The sequence below is a fragment of the Nocardia panacis genome, assembly GCF_003598715.1.
GTDB lineage: Bacteria > Actinomycetota > Actinomycetes > Mycobacteriales > Mycobacteriaceae > Nocardia > Nocardia panacis.
In genome coordinates this window covers 1-26,854 of the sequence record NZ_QZFU01000011.1, presented here as the reverse complement: position 1 = coordinate 26,854, position 26,854 = coordinate 1, and the positions used below count along the sequence as shown (strand labels likewise).

General features: G+C 61.0%; 21 protein-coding genes and 4 pseudogenes. 7 read left to right on the top strand and 18 right to left on the bottom strand.

The window, feature by feature from the left end; translation table 11 throughout:
• The 7 genes from D5S18_RS03745 to D5S18_RS03710 form a co-directional block, all read right to left on the bottom strand.
• Window positions 1-2,141, bottom strand: a 2,141-nt coding sequence (locus D5S18_RS03745; protein ID WP_203236577.1) for a beta-ketoacyl synthase N-terminal-like domain-containing protein, incomplete at its 3' end; no start/stop codon positions are given.
• Entirely contained in the window at window positions 2,141-4,120 is a 1,980-nt protein-coding gene (locus tag D5S18_RS03740; RefSeq protein WP_203236576.1) for a dehydrogenase E1 component subunit alpha/beta, read from the bottom strand. The genes D5S18_RS03745 and D5S18_RS03740, both read right to left, overlap by 1 nt.
• A gap of 341 nt (window positions 4,121-4,461) precedes the next feature.
• On the bottom strand, window positions 4,462-5,181 hold the full coding sequence (locus D5S18_RS03735) for a hypothetical protein (RefSeq protein WP_120038030.1): 720 nt from the start codon (window positions 5,179-5,181) through the stop codon (window positions 4,462-4,464).
• On the bottom strand, window positions 5,178-6,197 hold the full coding sequence (locus tag D5S18_RS03730) for a 3-oxoacyl-[acyl-carrier-protein] synthase III C-terminal domain-containing protein (RefSeq protein ID WP_158607789.1): 1,020 nt from the start codon (window positions 6,195-6,197) through the stop codon (window positions 5,178-5,180). Before D5S18_RS03730 ends, D5S18_RS03735 begins: the two co-directional genes overlap by 4 nt.
• 616 nt (window positions 6,198-6,813) lie before the next feature.
• The gene (locus D5S18_RS03720) at window positions 6,814-7,614 is read right to left on the bottom strand and encodes an enoyl-CoA hydratase/isomerase family protein (RefSeq protein WP_439651079.1); all 801 of its coding nucleotides are present in this window, start codon (window positions 7,612-7,614) and stop codon (window positions 6,814-6,816) included.
• A gap of 141 nt (window positions 7,615-7,755) precedes the next feature.
• Entirely contained in the window at window positions 7,756-8,823 is a 1,068-nt protein-coding gene (locus D5S18_RS03715) for a beta-ketoacyl synthase N-terminal-like domain-containing protein (protein ID WP_120038024.1), read from the bottom strand.
• 529 nt (window positions 8,824-9,352) lie between these two features.
• Window positions 9,353-10,912 carry an IS1182 family transposase gene (locus D5S18_RS03710; protein ID WP_439651080.1) on the bottom strand — a complete coding sequence of 520 codons (1,560 nt, stop codon included), beginning with the start codon at window positions 10,910-10,912 and terminating at the stop codon, window positions 9,353-9,355.
• 116 nt (window positions 10,913-11,028) lie between these two features.
• Between D5S18_RS03710 and D5S18_RS36555 the strand changes: the two are divergent.
• Window positions 11,029-11,362: pseudogene (locus D5S18_RS36555) on the top strand (transposase); the annotation flags it as partial.
• 74 nt (window positions 11,363-11,436) lie between these two features.
• Here the strand turns inward: D5S18_RS36555 and D5S18_RS03705 are convergent.
• Window positions 11,437-13,071: pseudogene (locus tag D5S18_RS03705) on the bottom strand (ISAzo13 family transposase); the annotation flags it as partial.
• Window positions 13,072-13,124: 53 nt separating this feature from the next.
• Here D5S18_RS03705 and D5S18_RS03700 point away from each other — a divergent pair.
• Window positions 13,125-13,757, top strand: a complete 633-nt coding sequence (locus D5S18_RS03700) for a transposase (RefSeq protein ID WP_120038022.1) — start codon at window positions 13,125-13,127, stop codon at window positions 13,755-13,757.
• A 693-nt stretch (window positions 13,758-14,450) separates the two neighbouring features.
• Here the strand turns inward: D5S18_RS03700 and D5S18_RS03695 are convergent.
• Window positions 14,451-15,254, bottom strand: a complete 804-nt coding sequence (locus tag D5S18_RS03695; RefSeq protein WP_203236575.1) for an alpha/beta fold hydrolase — start codon at window positions 15,252-15,254, stop codon at window positions 14,451-14,453.
• 1,011 nt (window positions 15,255-16,265) lie between these two features.
• Here D5S18_RS03695 and D5S18_RS03685 point away from each other — a divergent pair.
• Both D5S18_RS03685 and D5S18_RS03680 read left to right on the top strand, forming a co-directional pair.
• On the top strand, window positions 16,266-16,949 hold the full coding sequence (locus tag D5S18_RS03685) for a response regulator transcription factor (RefSeq protein WP_120038016.1): 684 nt from the start codon (window positions 16,266-16,268) through the stop codon (window positions 16,947-16,949).
• The gene (locus D5S18_RS03680; protein ID WP_120038014.1) at window positions 16,946-17,995 is read left to right on the top strand and encodes a sensor histidine kinase; all 1,050 of its coding nucleotides are present in this window, start codon (window positions 16,946-16,948) and stop codon (window positions 17,993-17,995) included. The genes D5S18_RS03685 and D5S18_RS03680 overlap by 4 nt, the downstream gene beginning before the upstream one ends.
• Window positions 17,996-18,165: 170 nt before the next feature.
• On the opposite strand, the gene D5S18_RS03675 is transcribed toward D5S18_RS03680, so the two are convergent.
• From D5S18_RS03675 to D5S18_RS03650, 6 genes are all read right to left on the bottom strand, one after another.
• The gene (locus D5S18_RS03675; protein WP_120038012.1) at window positions 18,166-18,414 is read right to left on the bottom strand and encodes a phosphopantetheine-binding protein; all 249 of its coding nucleotides are present in this window, start codon (window positions 18,412-18,414) and stop codon (window positions 18,166-18,168) included.
• Between the two features lie 118 nt (window positions 18,415-18,532).
• Window positions 18,533-19,024 (bottom strand): 3-hydroxyacyl-ACP dehydratase FabZ family protein, encoded by a 492-nt coding sequence (locus D5S18_RS03670; protein ID WP_147403841.1) that lies wholly within the window; start codon window positions 19,022-19,024, stop codon window positions 18,533-18,535.
• Window positions 19,017-19,442: a 3-hydroxyacyl-ACP dehydratase FabZ family protein gene (locus D5S18_RS03665; RefSeq protein ID WP_120038008.1), complete on the bottom strand. Its 426-nt coding sequence runs from the start codon at window positions 19,440-19,442 to the stop codon at window positions 19,017-19,019. The genes D5S18_RS03670 and D5S18_RS03665 overlap by 8 nt, the downstream gene beginning before the upstream one ends.
• 3 nt (window positions 19,443-19,445) lie before the next feature.
• Complete coding sequence (locus D5S18_RS03660; RefSeq protein WP_203236574.1) at window positions 19,446-19,919, bottom strand: DUF4188 domain-containing protein; 474 nt, start codon at window positions 19,917-19,919, stop codon at window positions 19,446-19,448.
• Window positions 19,920-19,940: 21 nt separating this feature from the next.
• A complete protein-coding gene (gene fabG / locus D5S18_RS03655) occupies window positions 19,941-20,681 on the bottom strand; it encodes a 3-oxoacyl-ACP reductase FabG (protein ID WP_120038006.1) in 741 nt (246 codons plus the stop codon).
• Window positions 20,678-21,976 (bottom strand): beta-ketoacyl-[acyl-carrier-protein] synthase family protein, encoded by a 1,299-nt coding sequence (locus tag D5S18_RS03650; protein WP_239003516.1) that lies wholly within the window; start codon window positions 21,974-21,976, stop codon window positions 20,678-20,680. Before D5S18_RS03650 ends, fabG begins: the two co-directional genes overlap by 4 nt.
• Window positions 21,977-22,318: 342 nt before the next feature.
• Here D5S18_RS03650 and D5S18_RS34325 point away from each other — a divergent pair, with 342 nt between their 5' ends.
• Both D5S18_RS34325 and D5S18_RS03645 read left to right on the top strand, forming a co-directional pair.
• Window positions 22,319-22,573: a hypothetical protein gene (locus tag D5S18_RS34325; RefSeq protein WP_147403840.1), complete on the top strand. Its 255-nt coding sequence runs from the start codon at window positions 22,319-22,321 to the stop codon at window positions 22,571-22,573.
• Window positions 22,574-22,614: 41 nt separating this feature from the next.
• Window positions 22,615-23,087 (top strand): annotated as a pseudogene (locus D5S18_RS03645) (transposase); the annotation flags it as partial.
• A 74-nt stretch (window positions 23,088-23,161) separates the two neighbouring features.
• Here the strand turns inward: D5S18_RS03645 and D5S18_RS03640 are convergent.
• The 3 genes and pseudogenes from D5S18_RS03640 to D5S18_RS03620 all read right to left on the bottom strand — a co-directional run.
• Window positions 23,162-23,920, bottom strand: a pseudogene (locus tag D5S18_RS03640) (transposase); the annotation flags it as partial.
• Window positions 23,921-24,667: 747 nt separating this feature from the next.
• On the bottom strand, window positions 24,668-24,973 hold the full coding sequence (gene acpM, locus D5S18_RS03625; RefSeq protein ID WP_120038032.1) for a meromycolate extension acyl carrier protein AcpM: 306 nt from the start codon (window positions 24,971-24,973) through the stop codon (window positions 24,668-24,670).
• 106 nt (window positions 24,974-25,079) lie between these two features.
• Window positions 25,080-25,877, bottom strand: a complete 798-nt coding sequence (locus D5S18_RS03620; RefSeq protein ID WP_120038000.1) for a helix-turn-helix domain-containing protein — start codon at window positions 25,875-25,877, stop codon at window positions 25,080-25,082.
• A 580-nt stretch (window positions 25,878-26,457) separates the two neighbouring features.
• Here D5S18_RS03620 and acpM (D5S18_RS03615) point away from each other — a divergent pair.
• Window positions 26,458-26,763: a meromycolate extension acyl carrier protein AcpM gene (gene acpM, locus D5S18_RS03615; RefSeq protein ID WP_120037998.1), complete on the top strand. Its 306-nt coding sequence runs from the start codon at window positions 26,458-26,460 to the stop codon at window positions 26,761-26,763.
• Window positions 26,764-26,854 lie beyond the last annotated feature (91 nt).

Here is a 26,854-nt window from a genome sequence, read left to right as displayed (position 1 = left end):
CGGGAGAACTCCACGAACATCCCCGGTGTCGACATCACAGTCACACCACCGGCCAGCGCCATCGAGCAGTCCCCCGCCCGCAAAGCCTGACACGCCTGATGCAACGCCACCAACGACGACGAACACGCCGTATCCACCGTCACCGCGGGCCCCTCCAAACCCAACACATACGAAATACGACCCGAAGCAACACTGGCCCCAGCCCCTGTCGCCAAGTAGCCCTCCAGATCGGCCGGGCCTGCTTCGAAGTTCCAGTAGTCCTGGTACATCACCCCGACATACACGCCGGTCTGCGACCCCCGTAACGCCGAGGGGACGATCCCCGCCGATTCGAAGGCTTCCCAGGCGACTTCGAGGAGGACTCGCTGTTGGGGGTCCATCGCGAGGGCCTCGCGGGGGGAGATATTGAAGAACTCGGCGTCGAAACCCGTTGCGTCCTCAAGGAACCCACCCTCACGCACATACGACCTCCCCGCCCGATCAGGATCAGGATCGTAGACACCCTCCACATCCCAACCACGATCACCAGGAAACCCCGAGATCACATCCCGCCCCCGCGACACCACAGACCACAGATCACCCGCAGACCGCACCCCACCCGGAAACCGACAACCCACACCCACAATCGCAATCGGCTCATCCCCGCCGGTCGAATCCACGACTCGTCGCATCCAACCGATGTCGGCCTTTGCCGACGCGGGGGTCGTATCGCGAGCATCCAGCGGATTCGGAGCTTCCACCGCAGCACTGAGATCCGCCAGGGTTACGCACCGATACAGCACGGTTACGGGTATCGAAGTGCCGAGCTTTGCATTCAGGGCCTCGGTGATCGCCACCGCTTGCACAGAATTGATGCGCAACTCCCCCAACGGTCGGTATACATCGATGTCACACCCGACAACCTCCTTGGCAATTTCTTCAATTATCCGCACCGAGTCACCTGCGTGCCAAGCCGAAATCCGTTCCGGCAAGACTACAGACGATACATTCGACGAACCAGCCATCGTGCGCAGTTGCGCGATGATCTCTGCCAGATAATCCGCTGCCTGCATTCCGTTGAAAACGCTATGATCGAACGCGACAACGACCCTGCGTTGCGATTCGGACCCAGATCGGCTCGATGTACCACCGAGGAACAGAGTTGCCACAGCCGGAGGCACCACGATGGGAATAGCATCGCTGACATGATCACCGAGGTATGACAACAACAATGTTGCTCTGCCATCCACCGAGGAAGCACCAAGGTGCGCGCGCTCGATGGAGCGCATCCATTCGACATGGAACTCATCAAAAGACAGTCTGTCGACGCCCTGAATTCCTGCCACCTCAAGGTCGCCACTCGACGCGGCGACGCTGACGCCGATATTCACATCGTCGAACACACGAATGTTATCGCGATCCAGGGTTCTCGAGCGAAGTGACGGGTGGTGTATCGCAGCACGGGCAGCACAGTACGAGAAGACCTCGAACTCGGTGACAAATCCGGTCGATCTCCCATCGCTGACCGACCAGGTCGCCGATTGTAGCAGATCAGCGTCAATCGACACCACGATACTGGCAGGCACAACCGAGGCCAACCCATTGCGCATGACCGTATTCAGGACATGTTGCCGCTTGCTGAGAGTCTTGTCGGAGAAGGAAGAATGGTCCGCGCTTTTTTGATCTGCTAGATACGCATCGAGGTCGGCCGGCACTAAGAACCTCCCCTTGCTGGGTACCGCTGCCAACTCCTCCTCGGAAATACCGAGTCGACTTGCATACTTGCGCGTCTTGGGCGGCACCATCCTGTCGGCGCGATTCGGGGAACGATCGAGTTCGCGATGCGATGGTTCGTGCGTAGTGACAGTTCCATGGTTCGCGCCCGTTTCAGGGCGCACACCGACGATCTCAGCAACATCAGCCCCGATTTCGACAGTTTCCTCTTCGGCGACGAACCAGGCGCCGAGCACGCCGGCTACCGGAGATTCGATGTCCATAGTGGCTTTCGCGGTTTCCACCTCATAGATGGGCTCGTCTTTGGCGACAGCGTCCCCGGGAGCCTTGTACAAGCGTAGGATGCGAACATCGACTTGCCCTTCTCCCAATTGAGGGATCGCTAGCCGGCACACCTCATCAAATCCACTCATCATGCTCCAACCCATCAATCCACAGTCGACAGTACGGCGCGCACGACACCATCCAGTGCCGGCATCACAGCTAATTCCAAATCAGGATGAAACGGAATATGAATATCATCGCGTGCAACCAGGCGTGGTGGTGCCAGAAGTTCCGCAAAATTGTCGTCTTCGGTAATCAAATCGGTAATCAGTCCCGCACCGAAGCTACTGGTCCGGTTATCCTCTTGCAGTACGATCAGCCGACCAGTCTTGTGCAGAGAATTAACGACGGTTTGTCGATCCCACGGGACGAGCCATCGCAGGTCGATCACTTCTACAGACACTTCGTGCGAGGCGAGGACCGATACGGCATTCATGGCGATTTCCACGCCGTTCCCCCAGGTGACAAGGGTTACTTCGGTACCAGCCGTAACCACCCTGGCCCGCCCACGAGGAACTGGCTCGATGAATTCTCCCGAATGGCGTATACGCATCAGATGCTTCGGTATCAGTATAAGTGTCGGATCATCGGACGCAAACGCATCAAGGAAAACCAACTCGGCGTCGACCGGATTGCCGATAACCGCGACTCTCAGTCCGGGTATGTGCGTGAAGAGCGCTTCGTTGCTTTGCGAATGCCAGATGCCACCACCCGGCAGATAGGCACCATATGGTGCATAAATCACGAGCGGGCAGGCCCATTCTCCTACTGTCCGCCATCGCAGTGTCGCAACTTGGTTGGAAATTTGATTCCAGGCGGGCCCGGCGAAGTCGATGAACTGAAGCTCGACGACCGGCCGGCGTCCCACGCTGGCCAACCCGACCGCAGCTCCAACGATCGTAGCCTCCGCCAACGGCGAGTTGAATACACGTCCACCAGCAGCGCTGCCGAGACCCTTCGTAAATCCAAACACGCCACCTTTTGGATCCTCGATATCCTCTCCGAACATCAACATCTCCGGAATTTCCGCCAGGCCGCGCCGCAACGTTCCATTTATTGCGTCAACAATCGTTGCGAATCGACCCCGCGCTTCGATAACACTATTACACGAAGCACTGAAAAGATGCGAATGGATATTCGCAACCTCATCGACCGCCTCGCCGATGATCGACGAGAATTCCTCTTCGACGTCGATACGCACCTGATCCCACTCCGCTGAAACGTCCTCTCTCGACAACGTTCCCCGAAGAATTAGCCGATCCGCGAACACTTGGATGGGATCTCGCATCGACGCTATTTCGCCCGGGCTTCGATACACTCGCTGATCATCCGAAGATGTATGCGAGTCCAACCGGTCCAACTCGCACCAAAGCACGGACGGCCCGCCCCCGGTCCGCGCCTTGCGCACGGCGACCAGTGCCGCGTCCCGGACCACTTCGGGATCTACGCCGTCAACCCGAGTGACAAGCGAGTCATGCAAAACCGGCATATGCACAGGTGCGAGCCCCTGCGTAGGCGTGCTGATGCCATAGCCGTTGTCCGAGACCAGGAAGACGACAGGCAGTTTCCGATCAACGGCAAACATAATTGCTTCGAAGAACTCGCCCTGCCTTGTGGATGCCTCGCCGATCGAGCACAAGACCACCTCGTCACCACCAGCCAGCTGCTGCGCCCACGCGGCGCCGACCGCAGGAAGACATTGGCTCGCGACAGGGCTGGCAATCGAAAACACGTTGCCCCGCCGATCCGAGAAATGCGAACCCATGTTCCGCCCACGGGAATGCGAACCGCGGCTTGCGATCAAATCCCGGGTCATGTCGGCAACACTCATACTTCGCGCCATGAGGAGGGCGCGATCGCGATAGTGCGGAAAGATGAGGTCATCGGGTCCGAAGGCGCCGGCTGCGCCCGCTAGTCCTTCGTGACCGGACGACGGCAGGTGGAACCAGGCGACACCTTGTCGACTGAGCAACCCTGCACGACGCTCGAACTCACGCGAGCGCATCATGACGCGCAAAAGATCCAACGACTCACTGTCGCCTACGTCATGGTGCTCCTCAAGGCGAGCCGTTTCTTCGATCAAAACTAAACACCCACTATCGATACTTCAGACAAACTGGCCCGAAAACACCAGGTGCGGTACGGATTTGAGAAAGACTGGAAGCATCGCGTCGATCCGCTGGTCATGGCGTTGTCCAGCTCGATCTCGTCGGCGGTCCACAGCGGCCTGATCGCCCAGGGGTATTCGTGCGAAGGACGCCGAGGTGTGCCGGACACGGAGAAAGGTGCTCCGACTCGGGATAATTCGACTTGTCGAGAGTTGAATATCCCGGTTTCCGGAGCACCTTTCTGGTGGCGATCGACAGCGTACTCGAACGCTACGTTTTCCATGGCTTGCGGCGTCATGAATCCGCGGTACCAGGGTCAATCACGCAGAACGGCGAGATGGCCGACGCCGGTAAGTGGGTCGGTATCGCTGAGGGCGATCACGCTGTACGCAGCGGCCCACTGAGCGTAGTTCTGCGCAAGAGCCAGCCACACACTGGTGCAATGGCTTCCGGCGGCGACTCGGTGCACGTCGGTCACATCCTCCGGGAGCACCCCTGGCTCCGCCGTGGGTCCCAGCACCAAGAGCAAGCTTCCGTCACCAGGAATCAACCCAGCCAGCAAAGCTGCGAGATCGCCCGGCTGCTCCAGAGAGTGGACCCCGTCGACGCCCTTGCTTCCGATTCCCGCATCGAAGACAAGCAGGACACCGGAGTCGTATTCCACGGGCGCAGACCGGTCGCTGCTCAAGGGTGCGGCGGACTCGACGATTGCCAGTACCGATTTCGAACTCCGGCCCGTCCGCCCATAGGACCTCGCGACCCGCAGCGCAGTGAAGGGCGAGCCAACACCCTGGCCTGTGATGGCGACGCTGTGCGCCAGGCCGCCAGTCACTAGATTCAGATAGGTGGCTACCGTCTTGTGCGGACAGTCGTCGGGAACCGCGTATGCGATCAACGCGAGGTCTCCGCCGAGCACGGCCGGTGAAATCTGCGCGACCAACCGGTCGACCAAATCCGCATGAGCGGCTGGCGCCTGTTTGCTTTCGAGGCTGCCACCGACCACCGACGCCACTTCGCGCAGCCTGAATGTCGTCACAGCGATACTCCCATATCCGCAGAAGGAGTGAATACCATCGCAGAGAACGTCATACCGACCCCGATCGCAATGAACATCGAGGGCCGCTGTGGATCGAAGCGTCTTTCGTCCAGCAACGTGGTGTAGTTGATAAGCACGTCCGCAGCGAGGCAATGGCTGTACCGGGGCACGTTATCGACAAAGAACTTGCTTCGGAGCTCGGGGTTCTTGACGACCTCCGGCCAGGTCGAGAGGTTGGGGTTCGTCGGGACGATCATCTGAATGTCGTCGAGTTTGTAGCCTGCCCGCGACGCTGCCTCCTCCATGACGCCGAGAAGGTTGCGCGGCAGTTCCTCTATGTGGGCTCTAGCCGTCTCAACGCTCATGCGAAACCCGTCCGAATACTCTCCCTTGGCCGAAGTCGCGAGAGACCGAACCACCGCGCCGGGGCCGTTGAGCGAGACCAGGCAGGACGCAGCTCCGTCCGCCACCATGCAGGTATTTGCCAGCAGCTGACTCTCCCGACTGCGTGGTTTGTCGCCGGTCACCACCAATGCATGAGCAGCAAGATCGCCGTCATTGCGCAGAAGAGCGCCAGCTATATCAATGGCGGTGAGCGAGAGGGCGCAATTCTGTTGCGTGAGCGTAAACGCCGTCACATCGTCGAGGCTAAGCAGACGTTTGAGATCATCGGCAATATTCGCCGTACCCTCGGCCTCACGGTCTGTCTGGCAGTGAATCACGTAGCGCACGGAGCGCGGGTCGACCTGTGCGAGTACCTTCTGCGCCGCAGGCAGTACCAGTTCGTACAGGCCGACTTCCGGGTCGTAATGCATTCGGTCGAGTCCATGAAACCGGCGAAACATATGCGTCTCTGCGGGGTTCAGCTCCAGCTGCATTGCCCGCTCCTCCACCGTCATCACACGCTCAGGAAAGAATGATCCGACCGCATCGATGGTGACCAGCGCTTCGAGCGCATCCGACGCTCCAGGGTTAGCCAAGCCATCGACGCCAGTATTCACAGCCGCCTGTCTCATATTCTCACACCCATAACAGTCCATTCGATCTGCGATCATGCGACTTCGACCCTTGTGCAGTCGCCTGGCACTATTGCGCAATATTCAGAATTCAGATCACCATCGAACAATCCGATAAGTATCGTCTTCGCTGCCATCGCGAAGTACAAGCAAGGAAACTCTATGTTTTCGCCAGCACCCGCCATATCTCATTGCCCGGATTTAAACTAGATCGTTTACGCCAACTGGCGCCTTAAAAATTTTTGCCCAAACTTTGCACATCCTGATATGCCCGCTAGTGCAAGGTTGATGCGGTAATCGGGGTGGCGGGTTGATCGTGGTGCCCGTCCGGGTGGCGCTGCCTGGTGGAGGTGGTGTCGTGGCTCGTAAGCCAGGTATGTTCGTCCGGCCGGTGACCCCGGAGAAGGATCGGAAGATGCAGCAGATCACTCGGTCCAGCAAGCAGCCAGTGCGGGTTCGGTGGGCGATCGTGGTCCTCGCCTCGGTGCAAAGGCATACTTGCGCTGGCGAATCCAGTACGCCGAACCCAAACACGACTTTCGCCGTCAACTCCAAGATCCGGCTGCCCGACTACGTACCGAAGGTTGCCTGACAAGGCACTAGCTGTTGCGGGACTTCAGCAGCCGGTGAACCGTGCCTTGCCCGGCCCGACATCACGGAAGCTCCGGATTGCCTCCTGGGTGTCCACCGTGTCGAACAGTGCTCCCGCCACCCGTGGGGTGATCGCGTCCGCCGCTGCTACACCGCTCGAACTCCACGCCCTGACAATCGTTTTCGTTGCGGCATGCGCCTGAGTTCCCCCGTCGGCAAGCCGTTCGGTCAGCGCGTGCGCCGCACGATCGGTGTCATCGGCGATGACGTCGATCACTCCCCAGTCATAAAGAGTTGCTGCGTCGTATAGCTCCCCGGTCAGTACCATCTTGCGTGCTCGCCCCGCTCCAGCCCGCGCAGCCAGCCGCTGGATGCCCCCCATGGACGGGGTCAGTGCGACCACTGTCTCCACGAAGCCGAACTGCGCCTGGGGATGCGCCACAATGAGATCGCAAGCCAGCGCAACCTCGACTGCCGCAGTCAGAGTCAGCGCGTGCGCCGCGAAAACCACTGGGCAAGGCAGTACCTCCAGCGGCGCGACAATCCGGTCGTAAAGATCTCGCCAGAGTCGCGTCGCACCGGCCGAATCCAGGCCGCCGAATACGGCCACGTCCGCTCCCCCGCACACAACCGGCCCCTCGGCGCGCACCAGCACTGCACGTGGGGGTGCCTGCTCCAGCGCCGCGATGTGCTCGATCAGCGATTCCCACAACGGCGCGTCGAACAGGTTCTGCGGCGGATGGTCGATGGTTAGTACTGCGATTTCCGCACCGCGAGGCGTGGCGCTGCGCTCCAGGCGCGCAGTATGTGCGGAAGTGTTCATCATTTCGGCTCGCTCCCCTTCTATTAATCTACGCCAACACGACGCTCGTCAGCCGATACCGATACCGCAAAGTGGGCATCCTGACCTCAACACACGGCAGGTCCACCACCCGGCGCTCTGGAATGTTGCGGCTGGTCAGCCGTATCAGGAATTCCTTACCGGCAATCGCAGTAGCGCTGCGGCCACTGTGCCACCATCATCGATCGAAGTGATCAGGGCAAACCGGCCCGCCGAAGCCGGGTCCCGCTCGGCGAGGCTCAGTACTGCTGCGAGTTGGAACATCGCCGAGACAGCCTCGGTTTCGCCGACCAACTCGGTTACCGGGGCCAGCACGACCTTGTCGGGCACTACGTCGCCGAGCCCCGCTCGCTCGCCAAGACCGGCTTTGCCCGCTGCGCCGGATGGACACGCTGCCCAGACCTGGTCGGCCGCCACCCCGATAGTCGATAGCACGTGCTCGACACACCGGCGGACGCCCGACCGCCAGTCACCGTCCGGACAGGACATCGCCCGGACCGCGTGCAGCTCGACGACCGGATCGGGGACCGGGGCGGTGGTCAGCGCGAACATCGCGCAGCCTTCGCCGAGAACCCGCCCGGATTCTCCGGCAGCTTGGGCGATCCACTGGCGTGCCTCGGAGTATTCCTCAGCCGAACCAGCGAATACTGTCCGCGCCCGACCGGTCAACAACAGCCGACGAGCATAGTTGAGGGCGAGCAGCCCCGCCGCGCGACCGCCAGCCAGCGTTGCGTTCGGCCCCCGCAGGTTATGCCAGATCGCGCACTGTCCGGCGGCCCCGTTCATCACCGCGTACGGGATCAACCCTGACTCGACACGAAACGGCTCTGTCGCTGTCAACGAGCCGCGGGTTAGGTCCATCGCACTCTGCGCGCTCCCCAGGGTGGTACCGAGTACCAGCCCTATCTCCTCAGGTGGGGCATCGCGGTTCACCGCATCAAGCAGGTCACCAACCGTACTGACGGCTAGGCCGGTCAGACGATTCATCGTTCGGGTGCCCTTCTTACCGAGAGTGGCACGCACATCGAAGTCCGGCACTACACAAGCTCGGCCTGCTGGTATCGACCATTGAGCTTCGTCGATCGATGCGTCCGTCGCTCGCCCTGCGCACACCCCTTCGGCGAACGCCACACGACCGAATCCGAACGGCGAGGTCGCCGACCATCCGACTATGTTCAGACACGTACCACTCACGTCGACGCCCTGTCAGTAGAAAACCCGTCCAACGCTTCGACCTGCTCGTCTTCGAGCAGCGGTGCGGCTAACCCCGCTATAGCGGCCGGTTCTCCGCATTCCGGACATCCGGCCGAAACGCATCTATATGTGCCCGTCAACCCGCCCGATAGTCACCACGTCGAACACAGCTAGCGAGCCTATTCGCCAGGCACGCACAGCGCGACAAATTGGCTTCTAGGATTTCGTTACGTTCCGGCAGCCAGAATGAACTTCTGCTAGCACAAAATTAGCGTGCGGGTCCTACCTGTTGCCGGACTGAGGTTCCCCAGAGGCTTCCCCCGGATCGTGGACGCCTGGTTCGTAGGACACCTAGGAATCTGCTGAATAAGCGGGTTTTGGAGCGGGAAGAACGCCGACACGGCCGGCTGTGCGGCGAATTCAAGTCAGGCCCCGTGGGGTCGAGGAAAGTGGTCGTTCTTCCCGCCGATGCCGGCATCGTGGCTCCAGGGGTGGGATCGCAAGTGTTGTGAGGGCGTTCGGCGGGCCCTCAGGCGATGGCCCAGGTTCGGGTGGTTCGGGTGAGTCCGAGGTTGAGGACGCGGCGCAGGTTCAACCCTACCATGCGGGTGTGCAGCCACTGGTTGTTCGCGGCGACACCGCGGTAGCGCAGTTTGCGGCAGCGGCCTTTCGGTCCGATCAGCCAGGCAATGGAGCGTTCCACCATCGGGCGGTGTTGTCGGTAGCGTCGGCGCAGGGTTTCATCGTGGGCCCATTGTGCGCGGGCCCGGCGTGACAGGGCATCGTTGTTGCGCAGCCTCAGTTTCCGCCCGGCCGTGCCAGTAGTGCATCGGGCCCGCAACGGGCAGCTGCGACATGCCACTCCGAAGGCGACTCGACGGGTTGTCGTTATCGGGCGAGTGAGCCCGTTCGAGCAGGTCGCGGTGCCGGCGGCTTCGTCAACAGCGAAATCGTCGACGGTGAATCCACCCTCGACCGCAGAGCGCAGCGGCATCGGTTTGATCACCGCGCAGTGTCCACGCCCGAACAGCTCGGCACGCATATCCCCGGTCCCATATGCGGTGTCGGCCAGCACTTCTCGCCCAGCGGGTTCACCGTCGAGCAACTCCAACCCGATCACCGCTTCGTGGTTTCCCTCGCCGCAGCCTTTGGCGAGTTTCCCGGCGGTGAACAATCCGGTATCGGGTTCGACCGCGACATGAGCCTTATAGCCATCCTGTTTGTGCGACACGATCTTGTGCACGTGACGAGCCTCGGGATCGACCACCGAAACCACCCGATCGGAGGCGACCTTGCGAGCAATACGCCACCGCCCGTCGGTCCCATCCGAGCCTTCGGCAGGTTCCACATCCTGACCGGAGATCAACGCCAGCAACGCCGACGCCCGGGATGCCTTGTCGTCGAATTCATTGCTGGACAACGCATTCACCACCGTGTTGGCGTCGTTGACCAACCCCGACACCAACACCTCACGAGCTGCCTGATCGTCCCAGGCGATCGATGGTTTACCCGGATCGTCGTAATCGTGGGCCCCACATTCGGCCGTGATGAGCGCCCCGGCGCCGGGCACCTCCCGGCGGACCCGGCGGATCGCCGCGATCAACTGAGTCACCGCGTCCTGGGTCGCGACCGCGTCATCGGGCACCACCGAATCCAACGCCCGCCGCGTCTTGCCCTGCAGCACACCGGTTTCGGTGATCACCGCACGAACCGCGTCGAAGACCCGGTTCGGCCGATCCGAGGCCGCCAACCGACACCGCCAATAAGTCAAAGTGCTCGGATGAAACCCCCCATGATCCAACGCCAACCCACACGCGACCTTCCACCGCAGATCACAACGCAACGCCTCGATCGCCTCACAATCAGACAAATCATGCAGCGCCTGCAACACCAGCACCGACGCCGCGATCTCACCAGGCAGGCTCGGACGCCCGGTCCTGGCAGGAAACAGATCGGCAAACAACTCCGGCGCGAACACCTCACCACGATGCTCGGCCAGAAACCTGAACACACTGCCCCGCGGGACCAGATGCCCGACCAACGCCGCAGCGTCCATCAAATCCGGATCCGAGATGCCCTCACCCTGCACCACACAATTGTCCCGGCCAGACCACCACCCAGCCGGGACAACACGCCGGTTATTCAGCAGATTCCTAGCACCCCAGCATCACTTGGTGATGTTGTTGGGTAGCATAGGGTTTCGTGCTGGTTGATGAGGATCTGACTGCGTGGACGGCTGGACTCAAGGAGTTGTTCCGTTGGGTAGCGGGGCGGTTTCATCGGGCGGAGCCGCGGTTGCGGGCGCGCGCGTATGTGCGCTGCTTGCTGGCGGGAAAACGGCTGGATCTTGGCTGAAGCCGCAGGGATCTGACGCCGAACGGTATGCAGCGGCTTCCGAACAAGGCGGCATGGGACGTCGACGGAGTCCGCGACAACGCGCGCGTATGCCGTCGAGCACGTGGGCGATCCGGAGGGTGTGCTCGTCGTCGACGAGACCGGGTTCCAGAGGAAGGGTGTGAAATTGACTGGGGTGCAACGGTAATACTCGGGAACGGCCGGCGCTTGTCCGTAAATTACTGTCGGAATTGATCTTTGAGGTTGGTGGTGTGTGTGCGGCGTGCCTGTAGTTGTTCGAGGGTGCGTGCGGGTGATCCGGGTATTGGGGTGATGTCGATCCGGTGCAGGTCGAGGATCCGGTGCCGTCGCGGAACTGCATGGTCAGGTTGGTGCGTGTGACGCCGAGCAGTTGGGCCAGCAGTGTGCTGGTGGCGGCCTTTCGCCCGCAGCAGTGCGGTCACGAGCCGGTGGAAATGGTCGATGCTGCTGGTTTGTGGATGCAGGTACCTGTGGGGGCGATGGAAGCGCCGCTGGAAAGCCGCCTCGGCCAACGCGTCCCAATACGGCTCCGAGACCGCCGCCAGATGTGAGAAGTCTGCTCGTGACATGCCGGTCAGAGCCGGATCGGTCAGCATCTCGGTCAACCACCGATCGGGTTTTCGACGCGTTGGGGTTTGCTCCAGGGGGTCGGGTTCGCTGGGGGCCATGGTGTAGTTCCAGTCGCCGTGGAACGCGTCGGGTCTGATCGGCAGGGCGTGGAACTCGGCGGAGGTCACGGTGCTGCCGAGTGGGTAGCTGCCGGTGTCCAGCCCGGCGCCGATCCTCAACCCGGTCGTTATGGTTGTGGCGGCGATGGTTTCGACGACGATCTGGTAGCTGGTCAGCGGTCGGCCGCGCCAGTTGGCGGTGATATGCCAGAACAACCGGTGCTCGATCTTGTTCCACTTCGAGGTTCCCGGAGGGTAGTGGCAGACCGTGATCTCCAATCCGCTGTCGAGGGCGAAGGAGTGCAGGTACTTCTTCCATGTCCAGCGGCGGGGATCGTTGGAGCCGCCAGCGTCGGCGGTGATCAACAGGCGGGTCGCGTCCGGGTGTTGTTCCCGCCCGCGGTGCCGCCACCAGCGGCGGATGGACTCCACCGCGAATTCGGCGGCGTCGTGGTCGGTTCCGACGTTGACCCACCCGGTGTTGGTGGCGATGTCGTAGATCCCGGAGGGGATGACCACGGGCTGGTCGTCGGTGACGAAGAAGGTGTGGCAGTCCACTGTGATCGGGTGTTTGCTCGGACGCCAGGTGCGTCCGGGACGGTCACGGTTGCCGATCCATTTCTTGGCCTTGGTGTCGACGCTGATCACCGGCTGCCCGGCGTCGAGGAAGGCGGTGGCTGTGGCGTTGATGTGGGCGAACTGCGCGTCGCGGTCGGGATGGGAGGTGCCTTCGTTGGTCTTGGCAGCGCCTTGCAGGCGGTATCCGAGTGCGTCGAGCAGGTGCCCGGCGGTCGTGGCACTCACCGGGTGGCCCTGGTCGGTCAGGGCCGAAGCCAATCCGCGCAGCGAAAGTGTCGTCCAGCGCAGCGCGGAAACCGGATCGCCGCGACTGTGCGGTTCGATCAGCGCCTCCAGCGCCGCCAGCCAGGCCGGTGTCGATCGCTGTCAGCGGCTTGCGACCGGCACCCGGAGCCCGGACACGGTGGGTCGGTGCAGAATTCGCGGTCAGTTCGTACATGCCGCGCATGACGGTGGCGGTACTGGCACCGGAGGTGCCGGCTACCACAGTGATCCCTCCATGGCCGATCGCCATCGCCTCGCTGGCCAGGTCGAGCCGACGACGACGTTCATCCAGATGTGGCAGAAGCCGATCGAACTTGACCCGCAACTCGGCAACAGACCGACAATTCCGCAGAAGACACATACTCGAGCTTCCCACTATCACCTGTCACGCCGACCCAAAGATCAACTCCGACAGTGATTTACGGACAAGCCCCCGGTCGGATCGAGAACTGTCAGCTCGGTGTGTTCTGCGCGCACACGACAGTGAAGGGCCGTACCTTGATGGATAGGGAGTTGTATCTGCCCAAGTCGTGGACCGTCGATCGGGACCGCTGCCAGAGGCCGGGGTGCCGGAGGATGTCCAATTCGCTACGAAACAGGTTCTGGCACAACGGATGCTGGCCCGTGCGGCGGGTGACCGCCGACAAAGCCTGCGGCGGGGATTCGAAGTTCCGCGGGTGGCTCAAGCGCCTGCGGATCGGGTATGTGGTGGCCGTGCCCAGCAGTGCGCCGATCGTGTCCCTGTCCGGTAGCCAGCGTGCCGATCAGGTCGTCGCGGATGCGCCGACCGAGGCATGGAAGCGGCTGAGCGGCGGCGAAGGCGCGAAAGGCCCCAGGCTGTTCGACTGGGCCGTCGCCACGCTGCCGACTGTCAGCGAGGCCGGCACTGGGTGGCGGCGCTGGCTTTTGGCCAGGCGGTCGCTGCCTCGTAACGCCAGAGGTGAACTCGAGATCGCGTACTACCTGTGCGGAGCTCAGGCCGGCACCAACGATGACGACCTGATCAGGGTCGCCGGCGCCCGCTGGTCGGTCGAGGACTGCTTCTAAACCGCGAAAACCGAAGTCGGCCTCGATCAGTACCAGGTCCGCCGCTACAACGCCTGGTATCGGCACGTCACCCTCGCCCTGCTCGCCCACACCTACCTCGCGGTGGCATCCGCTGCTTCCCCAAAAGCGTTGGCAGCGGTCTCATTCCGCTCACAGTCGGCGGGCGAAATCAAGCGTCTCCTGGCACATGATCACCCCGATCCCGAACCTGCCCCTGGCACACCGTTGGTCGACCTGGCGACGATGAGACCAACATCAGGCAAAACAAGCCCACTGCCAGCGATGACAGGCATGACATCACGAAGTGATGCTGGAGTACAGCCCGGTTGCTCCCGCAGACGGAACGCAATCCCTTGGGCTTCTTCCTTGAGCTCCGCACCCCGTACGAGCAGGACCTGCCGACGCACGTCGAGGCGGGGATCGACCTCGAACACTGGTCGAGACCTACAACCTCCTAGTCGGAAAGCCCACTCACACACGCGACTTCGCGTCGCACAGCACAAGGAGTACTACCGACAAATCTACGCGACAAAATCCGAACTCGTTGCCGCAGTTTACAACTGGACCAGCTTCAATAACACTGTCCGGCAACACTCGGCGATCGGGATACGAAGCCCCGACAGCTCCGAGCGCTCACTCGGAGTAGTCGCCGCCTGAATCCCGTAACTCCCCTGTCCACCGTTCGGGGGACCCTCAGACCGCTGACGCTGCCAGAAAATCCAGCAGGAGTTCAGTGAGGCGGTTGGGGCAGTCCAGCGGAAGCCAGTGGCCTGCTTCGGGTACCTGTTCGTAGCGCCACGAGCCCGACACGAACGTGGCAGATCCGGTCATTTGTTCTTCGGCTAGCATGGCGTCGGAGGCGCCCCAGACGCCGAGTACCGGTACGGAGACTTCCGGGTAGGCACTTGGGCCGCTCGCTGGCATGACGGCATTGGCGCGGTACCAAGAGAGCGCGGCTTCGAACCTGCCCGGGGCCGCGAAGGCATCCAGATACCGGTTCAGGTCAGGTGAGCTGGCCAGCCAGGTGCGCAGCCGGAGCCAGTTATCACGGCGCAGCCACCGTTCGGCAGATGGGCTCTGGAGCAGAAACATGTACCAGGACCGTTGCATCTGTTCAAGGTTGATATCGGCAAAGGCACCGGGGTGGCCTACCGACAGCGCGGCGATACTGGTCACTCGGTGGGGCGCGACCATGGCCGCCATCCAGGCGAGCGCGGCACCAAAGTCGTGGCCGATGATGTCGATTCGGTCGATGCTCAGGATGTCAAGGACACCGAGTACGTCAGCGAGTACGGAGCGAAACTTGTACGCAGCGACGTCCGCAGGAGCGTCGGATTGACCAAATCCGCGCAAATCGGGCGCAATGACACGGAACCCCGCCTGGGTCAGGCGCGGGATCTGATGCCGCCACAGATCCGCCGAGTCGGGAAACCCGTGCAGAAGCAGGACTGGTCGGCCCTGGCCCTCGTCTTGTACAGACAGGGTGAGATCGTTCACGCGGAGGCGGTGTCGCATCGAGCATCCTTATTCATGGGTTCTGGACCGCAGTGCGCGTGAAAGCGCTTCTGCTGCGCCGGTTTTAGCTCCAGCACACTGCCGCATCGTTCGAAAATTCGCACTGTCACCGTTGCGGCGACCCCAGCCATACCCGCCGCTCGTCTCGCTGTCAATATGATAATGGCCCGACATCATTCAGCTACCGACTATGACGAGAGACTAGTACTATCTAGAGTGTTTTGGGTGGTAGTACCGGGGGGCCTGTTGAAAAGTCGCCATCTTCCAGCCGCTATGAGGGCATCTCAGAACTCGGGCGGCTGGCCCGCTATCGCGGGTCAGCAAGCGGGTGAGGGTCTTGATCGCGGCGAGGTAGACCATGGCTTCGTAGTGGTCGGGACGGGTTTGGACCCCGGCGGCGGTAGCAGAGCGTTTGATGATCTGAACAGCCAGCGCCAGAACGGATTTCGCCCAGCCATGGTATCAACTCCGCGCACGGTCCGAGAGTCGATCACCGCAGCTTCGGGCCACAGTGCGTCCAGCACGCACTCGTGCGCAGTCACGCACTACATCGTGGATGCGTTGCCACGCTCCACTTTTCGTCGACCGCCGGTAGGTGTGGTGACGGCCACAGCAGTCGGGAAGCCGTGCTGCAGGCTGTGCCCACGCCATATCGCCGCGGACCAGGTACAAGACAGCGTCGAGCACCAGCCGTCGAGAGCATGGCAAAACACAACGGCGGCCCTATGATGCGACCGACGAACCTCACTGTTCTGACGAGAAGTCCAGTGCGACAACCCCTCCCATGGCACCTGCGGACAGATCCGTGGCAGGCAAGTCGTTTACGCGTCCTCATCCTCACGCATCGGTGTTCGACTCCCTGGAGCCCAGCCGAAACGCACTGAGTAGGGAGATCTGATGAGGGCCAGTGCAATTCGAGAGGCGGAGCAACTGCCAGGGCTCCAACGAACACAGCAGCATTTGGTGGATAGAGTTTGTTGGAAGGGGACAATCATGCATGTACTTATCGTCGAGGATGACCATGATCTAGCGATGGAGTTGCACTGCGGGCTCGAGTCTCAGGGCTTTCGCGGCCTCGTCGCAAGCACTGGACGCGACGCGCTCGACCTGCACACTGAGGTGGAGGCGGTGCTACTTGACATCGGCCTGCCTGACATGGACGGTCTGGAGGTCTGCCGCAAAATAAGGGCGACATCCAACGTGCCGATCATCATCCTGAGTGGCCGATCGGACGAATTCGACCGAGTACTCGGGCTGAAGCTCGGAGCGGACGACTACGTGACTAAACCGCACAGCGTACGAGAACTCGCTGCCCGATTCCAAGCTATCACCCGTCGTACCCGAGAGATCCAGGACATAGCAGTGCCCGCCCGCGAAGCCCGGATCAGGAGCAACATCCGAAAGTTGCGCGAGATACGCATCGATGTAGACAGTCGTCGAGTGACCGTGAACGAGCGAGAAATCCGACTGACTCGACGAGAGTTCGATTTTCTTGAGCTACTGGCTCGCGAACCAGGCAAAGTCTTCAGCAGGGAAGCAATTATGATCGAGGCCTGGGGATATGACGGTGCTGGTGACACTAGAACGCTCGGCGTTCACGTGGCCAGTTTACGAAAGAAGCTGGGTTTGCCCGTGATCGAGACGGTACGTGGCGTCGGCTTTCGCCTGGCATCGTGACGATACTACGGCGGATAATCATTGCCGAGCTTGTCGTCGCCTTCGTTGTAGGGATCGCCACTATAATTCCGCTCAGTATCGGTCAACATTGGCAAGCCGCTTCTTTTGGGATCGCATCCGTGGTGTTGATCAGCTTGATCGCTCGCCCCTTGGCAGAGTGGGCACTCGCTCCCGCAAGTGCAATCAGAAATGTCCTGATGCAACTTGAGCGCGGCGAGATCGGCAGGTTGAACGCACACAACGGGCCACCGGAGATACGCAGGGTGATCGCCTCCATCAATACCGCAGTTGAGGGTCTGATGACCCAGGATGGCCATAAAAGAATAGTGGAGGCCGATCTCGCGCATCAACTCCGAACGACATTGCAGTTGTTGGAGGCGCGAATTGATCGGCTCTCGACCTTTCTCAACGATGAAGGCTCTGCGACCCTCGCGCAGGCTAGAGATGATTTCACCCGCCTGCATGACATACTCACCGAAAAGCTCGACAACGCGAACAGCGGAGTGACCGCACCGTTGATCGAAATCGATGTGCGCGATGTGGTGATGGAACGACTGGAAGCCTGGTCAGACGTTGCAGCTCAACGCGGCTCGCTCACATTGCGGCCAATGACGATCGACTCGGCGATGATCGTTACCCAACGCGGCACACTGGCACACTTGCTCGACATTCTGCTCGACAATGCGATTAAACACTCGCCCGAGCACCACGATATACTGCTGTCCACACAGGTCAGCCCAGGCGGAGAGCAAGTGACAATTCGAGTCATCGACGAGGGACCCGGCATGATCGCAGCGCAATGGGAACACGCGGTCGAACGCGGTTGGCAGGCCAAGCCCGGCGACGGACCCGGTCGCGGCCTGGGTCTGTCCATTGCGAATGTGCTGGCCAAGTCGAATCGAGGCCGACTAACCTTGGGTACCGCGCCTTCGGGCCGCGGACTCGAAGTATGCATCGACTTCCCGGTTGTGCTTGACCGAAAACCTTTCCGCAACACGCCCGGTACGAATGGTGTCATCCCCCGCGCCAAGACCAAGCCTGGCTGACCTGTGCGACGCACGCACCTCCGGTGCGGGTGTGCCAGGACCAGCTCGGCTGACGCTCATGACACTCAGCCAGATGGGTGCCATGGTCACCCGGTGCTGGACGAAGCCAACCGGGCCAATTTACCGATGCCGGGTTGCGCGCTGGCAACCGCACTCGTCTTCGGTATGGATCATTCCTTAAGTTCCGCGATCACATCGTAGATTCCTACAAGATTGACCATCCTCGGCAGATTCGTCTGCTCGATCGTCAGCTCAAGCGACAGTTCGAGGGCGGAAAGGATCTCGATGAGACGCATCGAGTCCGCCTCATGGTCCTCGATGAACAGGCTCGTATCGGTAACCTCATCGGTCTCGATCTCAAGAACATTGCAGACAACATCCTTAATGAGCTGTCGGTCACTCGTTGCCAAAATCACCATAACCAATTTCCCTACTTGTCCATCGAGCCAATGCTGAATATTCTCTGCGCACTACGGAAATAGTTCAAGGCTAATTGCTCTAGATTTTCGCTAGAACAACACGAAGGCGGAATTTGAATCAATTTTGCATGCTCTGCTCGCTGCCTTCGAGCGTCGTGGTCGGGCGTAGCGCAGCGGCAATCGCACCGACCTCGGCAACGAGCCGATCGCCGATCCAGATCTCGCCGGTTAGGAATGCGTTGTCGCCGACCATCCTGGTCATCCGCACCGTGTGCCGAAGCAGATCGCCAGGGAATGCATGCTGGTGAAACACCACGTCTTTGGCCGTTGCGAAAACAAGGCGGCCGTTCGGTTTCGCATTGACGCTGCGGATACTGGCCAACCAAAGGAAGGCGCAGCTCTGACAAAATGATTCGATGATCAGAGAGCGCGGATAGGCAAAGTCAGCCGACAGTGCGGTCTCGGGCACCGTACGATAGCATGGCTCAGCGCACGTAACAGCCTTCACCGCGACGAGACATTCGAAGAATGTAATGTCGTCGACCCGGTCGATCAACAGAATGGGATGACGATGCGGTAGTATTTCCTGAATCTCCGTCTGATCATACATCGGCACGTCCGCAGAGCTGGAATTTCAGCCGCATCTGGGCCACCTTTACATCGTTGTCGTTCTGGCAGTCGGCCCGCACCGCGAGTCTCACATCCGGTTCGTAAACGCACCTGCACCGAATGCTTAGCATGTCACCGGGCAGCACAGGTGCGATGAACCTGACCGAGCCGATCGCGATTAACTCGGCCGAGACCTGCTTCGACCTGACAAGCGCCTCCACCGCCTGGCCTACCGATTCGATGATGAAGACGCCTGGGTAGATGGGGAAGTCGGGATAGTGGCCGATGAGATAGGGATCGTCGGCGCGGATTAGTTTTTTCGCCACGATCTCCACTCCCGACGCCATCTCAGAGATCGATTCAAAGTGGTCCAGGGCGGACAACGGTACCGCACGGCGTGGGCGAACGAGTTCAGCCATTTGTTACTCGGGCGTGCCGAGGCGGGCGCGGGCCGAATCGTTGCGACGCCCGATCGGGGTGAGGCCACCGTGGGTGGCAAGACCCGACAGGGGCACGTTGCCGTAGATCGACTCGTAGCGACCGGCGGGGACGATGAAGGTCTCGTGCCAGATGCCGACCTCGGAACCCCGCGTGGCGAATCTATAGAAGTCCTGCCAGACCTTCCGATGAGTGGGGCCGTGGGCGAAATCCATCAACTGACCGACGCTGCTCCAGTACTGCAGCAGGGTTAGCTCGCGCGCTCCGTACAGTTGGGTACGCGAGGCAATCAGCCCGCTTTCGGCGTCCTCGCTCAGTTCCTTCAGCATCGGCGCGAGCGACCGGATCACCGGTAGCCACCTATGTACAGCGGTTAGCTTGTTGATTCGGACGCCAAGTAGGAACAGTACAACCTCGGTGCCGTTGCCGACCATGAACCGTCCGTTGTAGATTCGCAAATCTCTCTCCGTGGTGTCTATTCAAAGGGCCAGGCCACCATCGACCTGAAGCACCGAACCGGTGACATAATTCGCCGAAACAAGGTATGAGATGGCGTCAGCCACTTCGTCCGCGCAGCCGAACCTGCCGAGAACGACGTTGTCGCATGCCTTCTTTCGGCGAGCGTCCGACAGCCCTCCCACCATGTCGGTCTCGATAAACCCCGGCGCGACCACGTTCGCTCTGATGCCATACCTACCGACTTCCTTGGCCAGCGCCTTCGTGAACCCGATGACCCCTGCCTTCGCAGCCGAGTAGTTGGCCTGGCCGACGTTCCCCACGAGTCCGGAGATCGACGAAACCGTAATCACGCAGCCGGACTTGCGTTTCATCATCGGAAACAGTGCCGCCCGGCAGACGGCGAACGTGCCATCGAGGTTGATGTTGATCACCCTGGACCAGTCCTCATCAGACATCATCACGAGCGCCCCGTCCCGGACGATCCCGGCAGAGGTCACCACAACCATTATCGGCCCAAACTCGTCCTCGGTCTGGTTCACCCAACTCCGGACGCCTACGTTATCGCTGACATCGACCCTGCTGGCGATAGCTCGCCCGCCGAGCACGGCGACCTCCTTTTCCAACGTCGAGGCTGCATCGGTATCACTCTGGTAGCAGAACGCCACGTCGAATCCGTCCTGAGCAAGCCGCAGCACCGCAGCCCGGCCGATACCTCGCGATCCACCGCTGACGAGGGCAATCGGACGATCACTTTCGGTCATCGGGTCAGTCCACTCTGGTACCGGCCGAGCATGACAGTCGCGTTGTTCCCGCCGAAGGCGAGCCCGTTGTTCTGGACAACATGCAGGTCGGCGGGGACAGATATGTTGGGTACGCAGTCGATCTCGCACTCCGGGTCGGTCTGCCGGTGGTTGATCGTCGGCGGGATGAACCGCTCGGTGATTGCCAGTGAGCAGGCGATCGCAGCAAGAGCACTGGCCGCTCCCATCGTATGGCCAAGCATTGACTTCAGCGAGATCGTGCGTGGCGGTCGGTCAGCGTAGACCGACCTAATCGCCCGCGACTCCGTGACGTCGTTGGTCTTGGTCCCGGTACCGTGCGCAGATATCAGGTCGACTTCTTCCGGCATCACGCCCGCGTCGTCCAACGCGAACCGCATACACCGCTCGATGCTGGACTGATCGGGTGAGACCGGATGGTGGGCATCGCAATTGAGCCCGTAGCCGAGCACCTCGGAATGGATTCTGGCACCCCTGGCCAATGCCGACTCAAGGCTCTCCAACACCAACACGCCAGCGCCTTCGCCGTTCAGGATGCCCTGCCGGTCCACGTCGAACGGCCGGACACAATCCGGAGCGATCGTCCCGAGCCGATAGAAGATCGTGAAAGACTTGCGGCACATCGCGTCGGCGCCGCCACACAGCGCGATATCAGCGTCCCCCACCCGGATGGCGTCGAACCCGTGGCCAATCGCATAATTACCTGCGGAGCAGGCGGTGGCTAAGGTGACAGCCTCCGCATTGGTCAAGTCGAGCTCGTGCGCAACCGCGCTGGACAGCCGTGCCGCCGAGACCCGGTCGGCCAGAACCGGATTGAGGCTCTCCGGACCGCCGTTCACCCAGTCTGCAGCCAATCGATCGGTGTCGTGCGACTCCGCATCTGTGGTCCCGATAGAAATCTGCACCCGTCGATCGCGTAGATCAGCCAAAGGCAAGCCCGCGTCCCGGACCGCCATCCGGGCGGCCGCGACGGAGAATTGCGTTGCCCGGCCGATCTTTTCGACGTCCCCTCGCTCGATCCACTGGTTTGGATCGAACCCAATCACCTCGCAGCCCAGTGAGCGAGCGAATCCGGTGGTGTCGAAGGCGCTGATAGGCGATACCCCACTGCGACCTTCGCGCAAGCCAATGGCGAACTCATCGGCACCGATTCCGATGCTGGAAATCACGCCGAGGCCGGTGACCACCACCCGCTGAGATGCCGGTCGCTGCGCGACCGGCATGGCCCGGGGCCGGATACCCGACGTCCCGACACTCGACAGACTATTGGAACTCATACTGTCACCTCCACCCGGCATCCGTTGTCCATGACCACGCTGCCCGGCAGATTCGCCGGTGCGGCACTATGCGCACCGGCGAGGGCAATGCGCTCGTCCTGCCTCGCCAACAGTTTGTCACCCAAGTACACGGGTAACGCAGGCGCATCAGAAAACTGCCTCCATAATTTGACCGCATTGATTGGTCACAAAACAATATCCTCCTGGCCTCGCCTACGCCGAGCAAGAAGGGAATCTCTATATTTTCACTAGCTCTCATCGTCACTCATTACACGGATTTAGAACTCCTACAGATAAGAAGGTCTATTCAGCATCAGTCCTGCACTGGGTGGTGGTGATGAAATGATGAGAGCTGGCCTGATGGTTCGGAGGGCAGTTGCGTCGGCGTCGGCCGCAAACGGCAAGGCCAGGACCCCGTTCAAAGGGCTGATAGCCGCAGGATTCCACGGTTCCGAAATAGTTGCCTTCCATCCTGCAGAAGCGGGTTTCCGCTGGTCAGGTGGGTTGCGCTGGGACGGTACGGCAAAGAGCAATGATCAGAACCTGTGGATGACCGGGAAGAAGTTCTTCCCGATGATCTTCGAATCCAAGGTTTGATCAGTCCTGGCGCGATAGTGCCGGGTGGCAAGGTACGTCCCATGCTCGAGGTAGTCGACGACGGCATCAGACGGTGCGGCGGCCAGGGTGTCGCGGTCGCCGATCGATGAGGTCGTTTGCGAAGGCGCTCGCCTGATGCTCGAAGCCGCGATGCGGGCCAAAGTCGCCGTGTACGTCGAGCGGCTCGCCGACCAGGTCAGCGAGGAAGGCCGGAAGCTGGTGGTATGCAACGGCTATCACAACGAACGCGAGGTTTTGACCGCTGCCAGCGCGGTGACGGTGAAGGCGCCGCAGGTCAACGATAAGCGCGTGGATGCTGCATCCGGTGAGCGGCAACCGTCTTCCTCGGCGATCCTGCCCGCCTGGGCGCGTAAGTCACCGCAGGGACCGAAGTTCTGCCGCTGCTGTATCTGCACGGGCTGTCCACCGGCGACTTCGCCCAGCGCTCGAGCAGTTTCTCGGCACCGCCGCCGGACTCTCGGCGGCGGCGATCACCCGGCTAACCAGCCAGTGGTAGGACGAGGCCCGCGCGTTCGCGCGGCGGGACCTGTCGGGCACCCGATTACAGCGGTTGAATTTGTGATGTCGTCATGATCGTTTGAGTGTGAGGCCGGTGGCGGTGAGGCAACCGTCGACGAGGTGGGGGGTGGTATTTGAGGCGGTGCAGGTCGTCGCGGACGATCCGCGCGAGGTGGTCGGGGTCGGTGAGAATGCGGTTGGCCAGCCGGCCGCGGCGTAACAGTGACCAGATGCCCTCGACCGGGTTGAGGTCCGGGGCGTAGGTGGGTAGCTGGTAGATCCTCAGCCAGTCGTGAGCGGCGACGAATTTCCGCATTCCGGCGGTGAGGCGGGTGTTCAGGTTATCCCGGACCACGACGATGGGACCGCCGAGTTGCCGTTGCGCGCCGATCAGCGAGTCGCGGTAGTCGATCCACGCGAAACTCTTTCTGCCCGTGGTAGTTCGGTCGTGTCGGTACGGTCGCCGGATGAGCCGGGAACGCTGCCCCGGCCGGTAGCAGGTCAGCGCGGCCATCGATACCCGCCGGGTGGTCCGCCCTCGTACCCGCACGATCGGGGTCGGGCCGCAGGGTGCCCAGGTACGTGCAGTAGGCGGCGTCATCGAGAACCCGGCCTCGTCTTCGAACACGAGCCAGACCCCGAGCGTCGCTGCGGCGTTTTTACCCGCGGCCACAGCTCCTTCACCCACACCGCGACCGCCGCGTCGTCACGTTCGACCGCACGCCGGGCCGGGACCTGCCGGCTCCAGCCGTGCCGATGCGGCAGCAGCGCACCACCTTTCACGGTGTAGGAGATGCGGAACCAGCGGCCGATCACGGTCTTGATTCGCGCACGAATTCAACCGCTGTAACCCACTTCCTCACCTGCGGCAAACGACGGTGCGCCAGTGAGCATGGCGGCCACCATAATCGCCCGCACCATCGGAGCGGATCCCTAACATCGCACCGTTCGAGGAGATCGATTACCGACCCGATCGGCGGGATCGAGTGGAGCGAGCGCAACCAGCCCTGTCTCGACATGGACATGGACATGGACATGGACATGGACATGGACATGGACATGGACATGGACACAGCAACGGCTTTTCAGACGGTCAACTTCAACAACCGCGATCACCATGCCAAGCCGTGCCGGTACAGCATCAACACGCCGGAAACTCCAGGTCAAACACACATAGCCACGACTTCGCCAACACCTCCACACAGCACTCGACAGCCAGCACTGGGTATGCGAACGTAGCTTTCCCGAGTTCGGTTCATACGTAGGAATCCGTGATCGCTACCGAGGCATCTGTGTAAGCCTCCACCCCAAACAGCACATCACCAATCCATTCCAGCAGCCCAACAGGAAGGACTTCGTCCGACGATGCCGTAGCCTCAATGTCCCCCGTCCCACCAACGGTGAGGCATGCCAGCAAACGACCACGTCGAGGAACCTTGCATTCCATGGTATGCAAGTGCCGGTTCCGCAGATGTTAACGTGGATGGTTGAGGCGGGGATTTGCGGCTGACCACTTTTGACCGGCCTTTCGGATCGACGCTAGCCTTCGCTCGCGGAATGGATACTCCGCCTGAATCAGTCGCGCTTTTCTGCGTCGAACTTCTCCCGAATTGCTTGAGCGGCTTCGGCATTTTCGGCGGCAAGCTTCTGAATGTAAGCGACGGCATCGCCAACGGTGCGAAGGCCAGCGAGGTCTTCGTCGGGGATCTTGACACCATACTTATCTTCGGTCTGGACCGCAATTTCGACCATCGAGAGGGAGTCGATATCGAGATCATCGACAAAGGACTTGTCGATGGTCACCTCAGATGGTTCGATACCGGTGACTTCCTCGATGATTTCGGCAATTTCAGCGACGAGCTCTTCCTGAGTTGCGATCACCACGACGGGCCTCCTCTATTGATTGTTTGAAAGTGTTGAGCGGGACGGTTTAGCGTCTATCGACCACTGATAGTCGACACTCAATTGCGCTACGGTGGCGGACGAGCTAGTCAGAAGAGACGCGTTGAACCACTTGCCGGTCGGCGCGTTTAGGATAGCGGTCCGCGGTTCCACGTCGTCTCTCGACCTCCCAATTCGGATAGGCAGGGTCGAAGATTTGATAGGTGTCCTCGATAGCCGCAGTGATACGCTTCCAAACCTGGTGCGCAGTCGGGCGGGGCCGGGGCCAGCCAGTCCCGTAGAGATCATCGTCTACGTCCAGGCCAATCTCGTCCAGCGGCAATGGGGTGTGCCGGGCAGCACATATCATGCGATCGACCCCTGGGCAGCGTTCAACGATATAGCGGCCGCGTTGGTCACCACCAGACACCACAATCGGATCAGGTTGACCGTTCCACTGCGTCTGAGAGTAGACCACAATGCGATTTCCTGTTGTCACCTGCACATACTCGCGAGAGTCGGTAGCAACATCGTTCCGCTCTCTCACTTCAGGTGTAATCCCGTGTGTCAGCATCCGTTTGTAACTACGAATGTGATCATCAACGATAATCCAGTGTTGGTCAGTCATATCGGCGACATCGACCCACATTGTCTGCCGCAGTGTCTCGATCTGCGCAGCCATGTCCTCGTTCGTCGGAACCGGTCGAATTGCCCTGGCCTTGATCGATGACTTGCTGACACCGAGTTTGGCGGCGATCTGGCGATCACCCAGTCCTTCAGCACGCATAACAGCGATCGCCTCAGCGATCACCCCGCGAGATGCAAGGAGGGCGATCTCCGCTCGTTCGCGGGCCAAATCGGCTGCCTTCGCGGCGATCTGGACGCGGTATGGATGGTCAAGCACGCCGCTAGTGTTACACACCGAATCGATGACTGTCCATTCGATTGGACAGTCACGTCAACGACTCGCAAAGCCCGGATGGATGGCAGCAGGGTCGAAGGTATCGATCTGGGACGATGCGGGTTCGGGCCGCGTTCTGATTCAAAGGCTTCTGTGGCCGGAAGCGTGGAGCCGAGTTCGGTTCAACGGGAGACTAGGGAGGTGGAGCAGCGCCGTCGAAGCAGAGGCGCTCCGACGCTCTGGACAGGCCGGGTACGCACGACAGCCCGGTTTGGAGGGTTTCCACAAAAACAAGTTCGAAGGTTCGTAGCCCCGAATACCTTCTGAGCCGAACGCGTCGGTATGATCTGTTGCGAACAGTGATCGGAGCGAAAGAGTCTGACTCACAACAAGATTGAGTTGACTCAGATAGGAGAAGCTGCCTGAATTTGACGCCCTCGGTAGGGTGTCGGTTGGCGGTGTCCTAGCTGCCCGTTGTCTGTTCATGCCCTGTTGGGCGATCGTTCGGCCGTGTTGACAAATCAGTCGTACCGCGACTTCGGCACGTATCAGAAGTCCAATAGCTACAAGAAGGGAGCCCGAAGTGGCCGCGTTGACCCAAGAAGAGATCGTCGAGGAGCTCGGCAAGATCATCGAAGAGGTGACGGGTATCGAACCCTCCGAGGTGACCATCGAGAAGGCCTTCGTCGAGGACCTGGACATCGACTCGCTGTCCATGGTCGAGATCGCGGTGCAGTTCGAGGACAAGTACGGCGTGAAGATCCCCGACGAGGATCTGGCCAGTCTGAAGACGGTCGGCGACGCGGTGGTGTACGTTCAGAAGCTCGAGGCCGAGAACGCCGAGTCGGCCGCAGAGCTCAAGGCCAAGTTCTCGAACGAAGCCGAGTAGGGCCGAACCTGTGACCACTCCTTCCACCTTGAACGGGAACTTCCCCAACGTCGTCGTCTCTAGCCTGGCGGCGACCACGTCGATCGCGGGT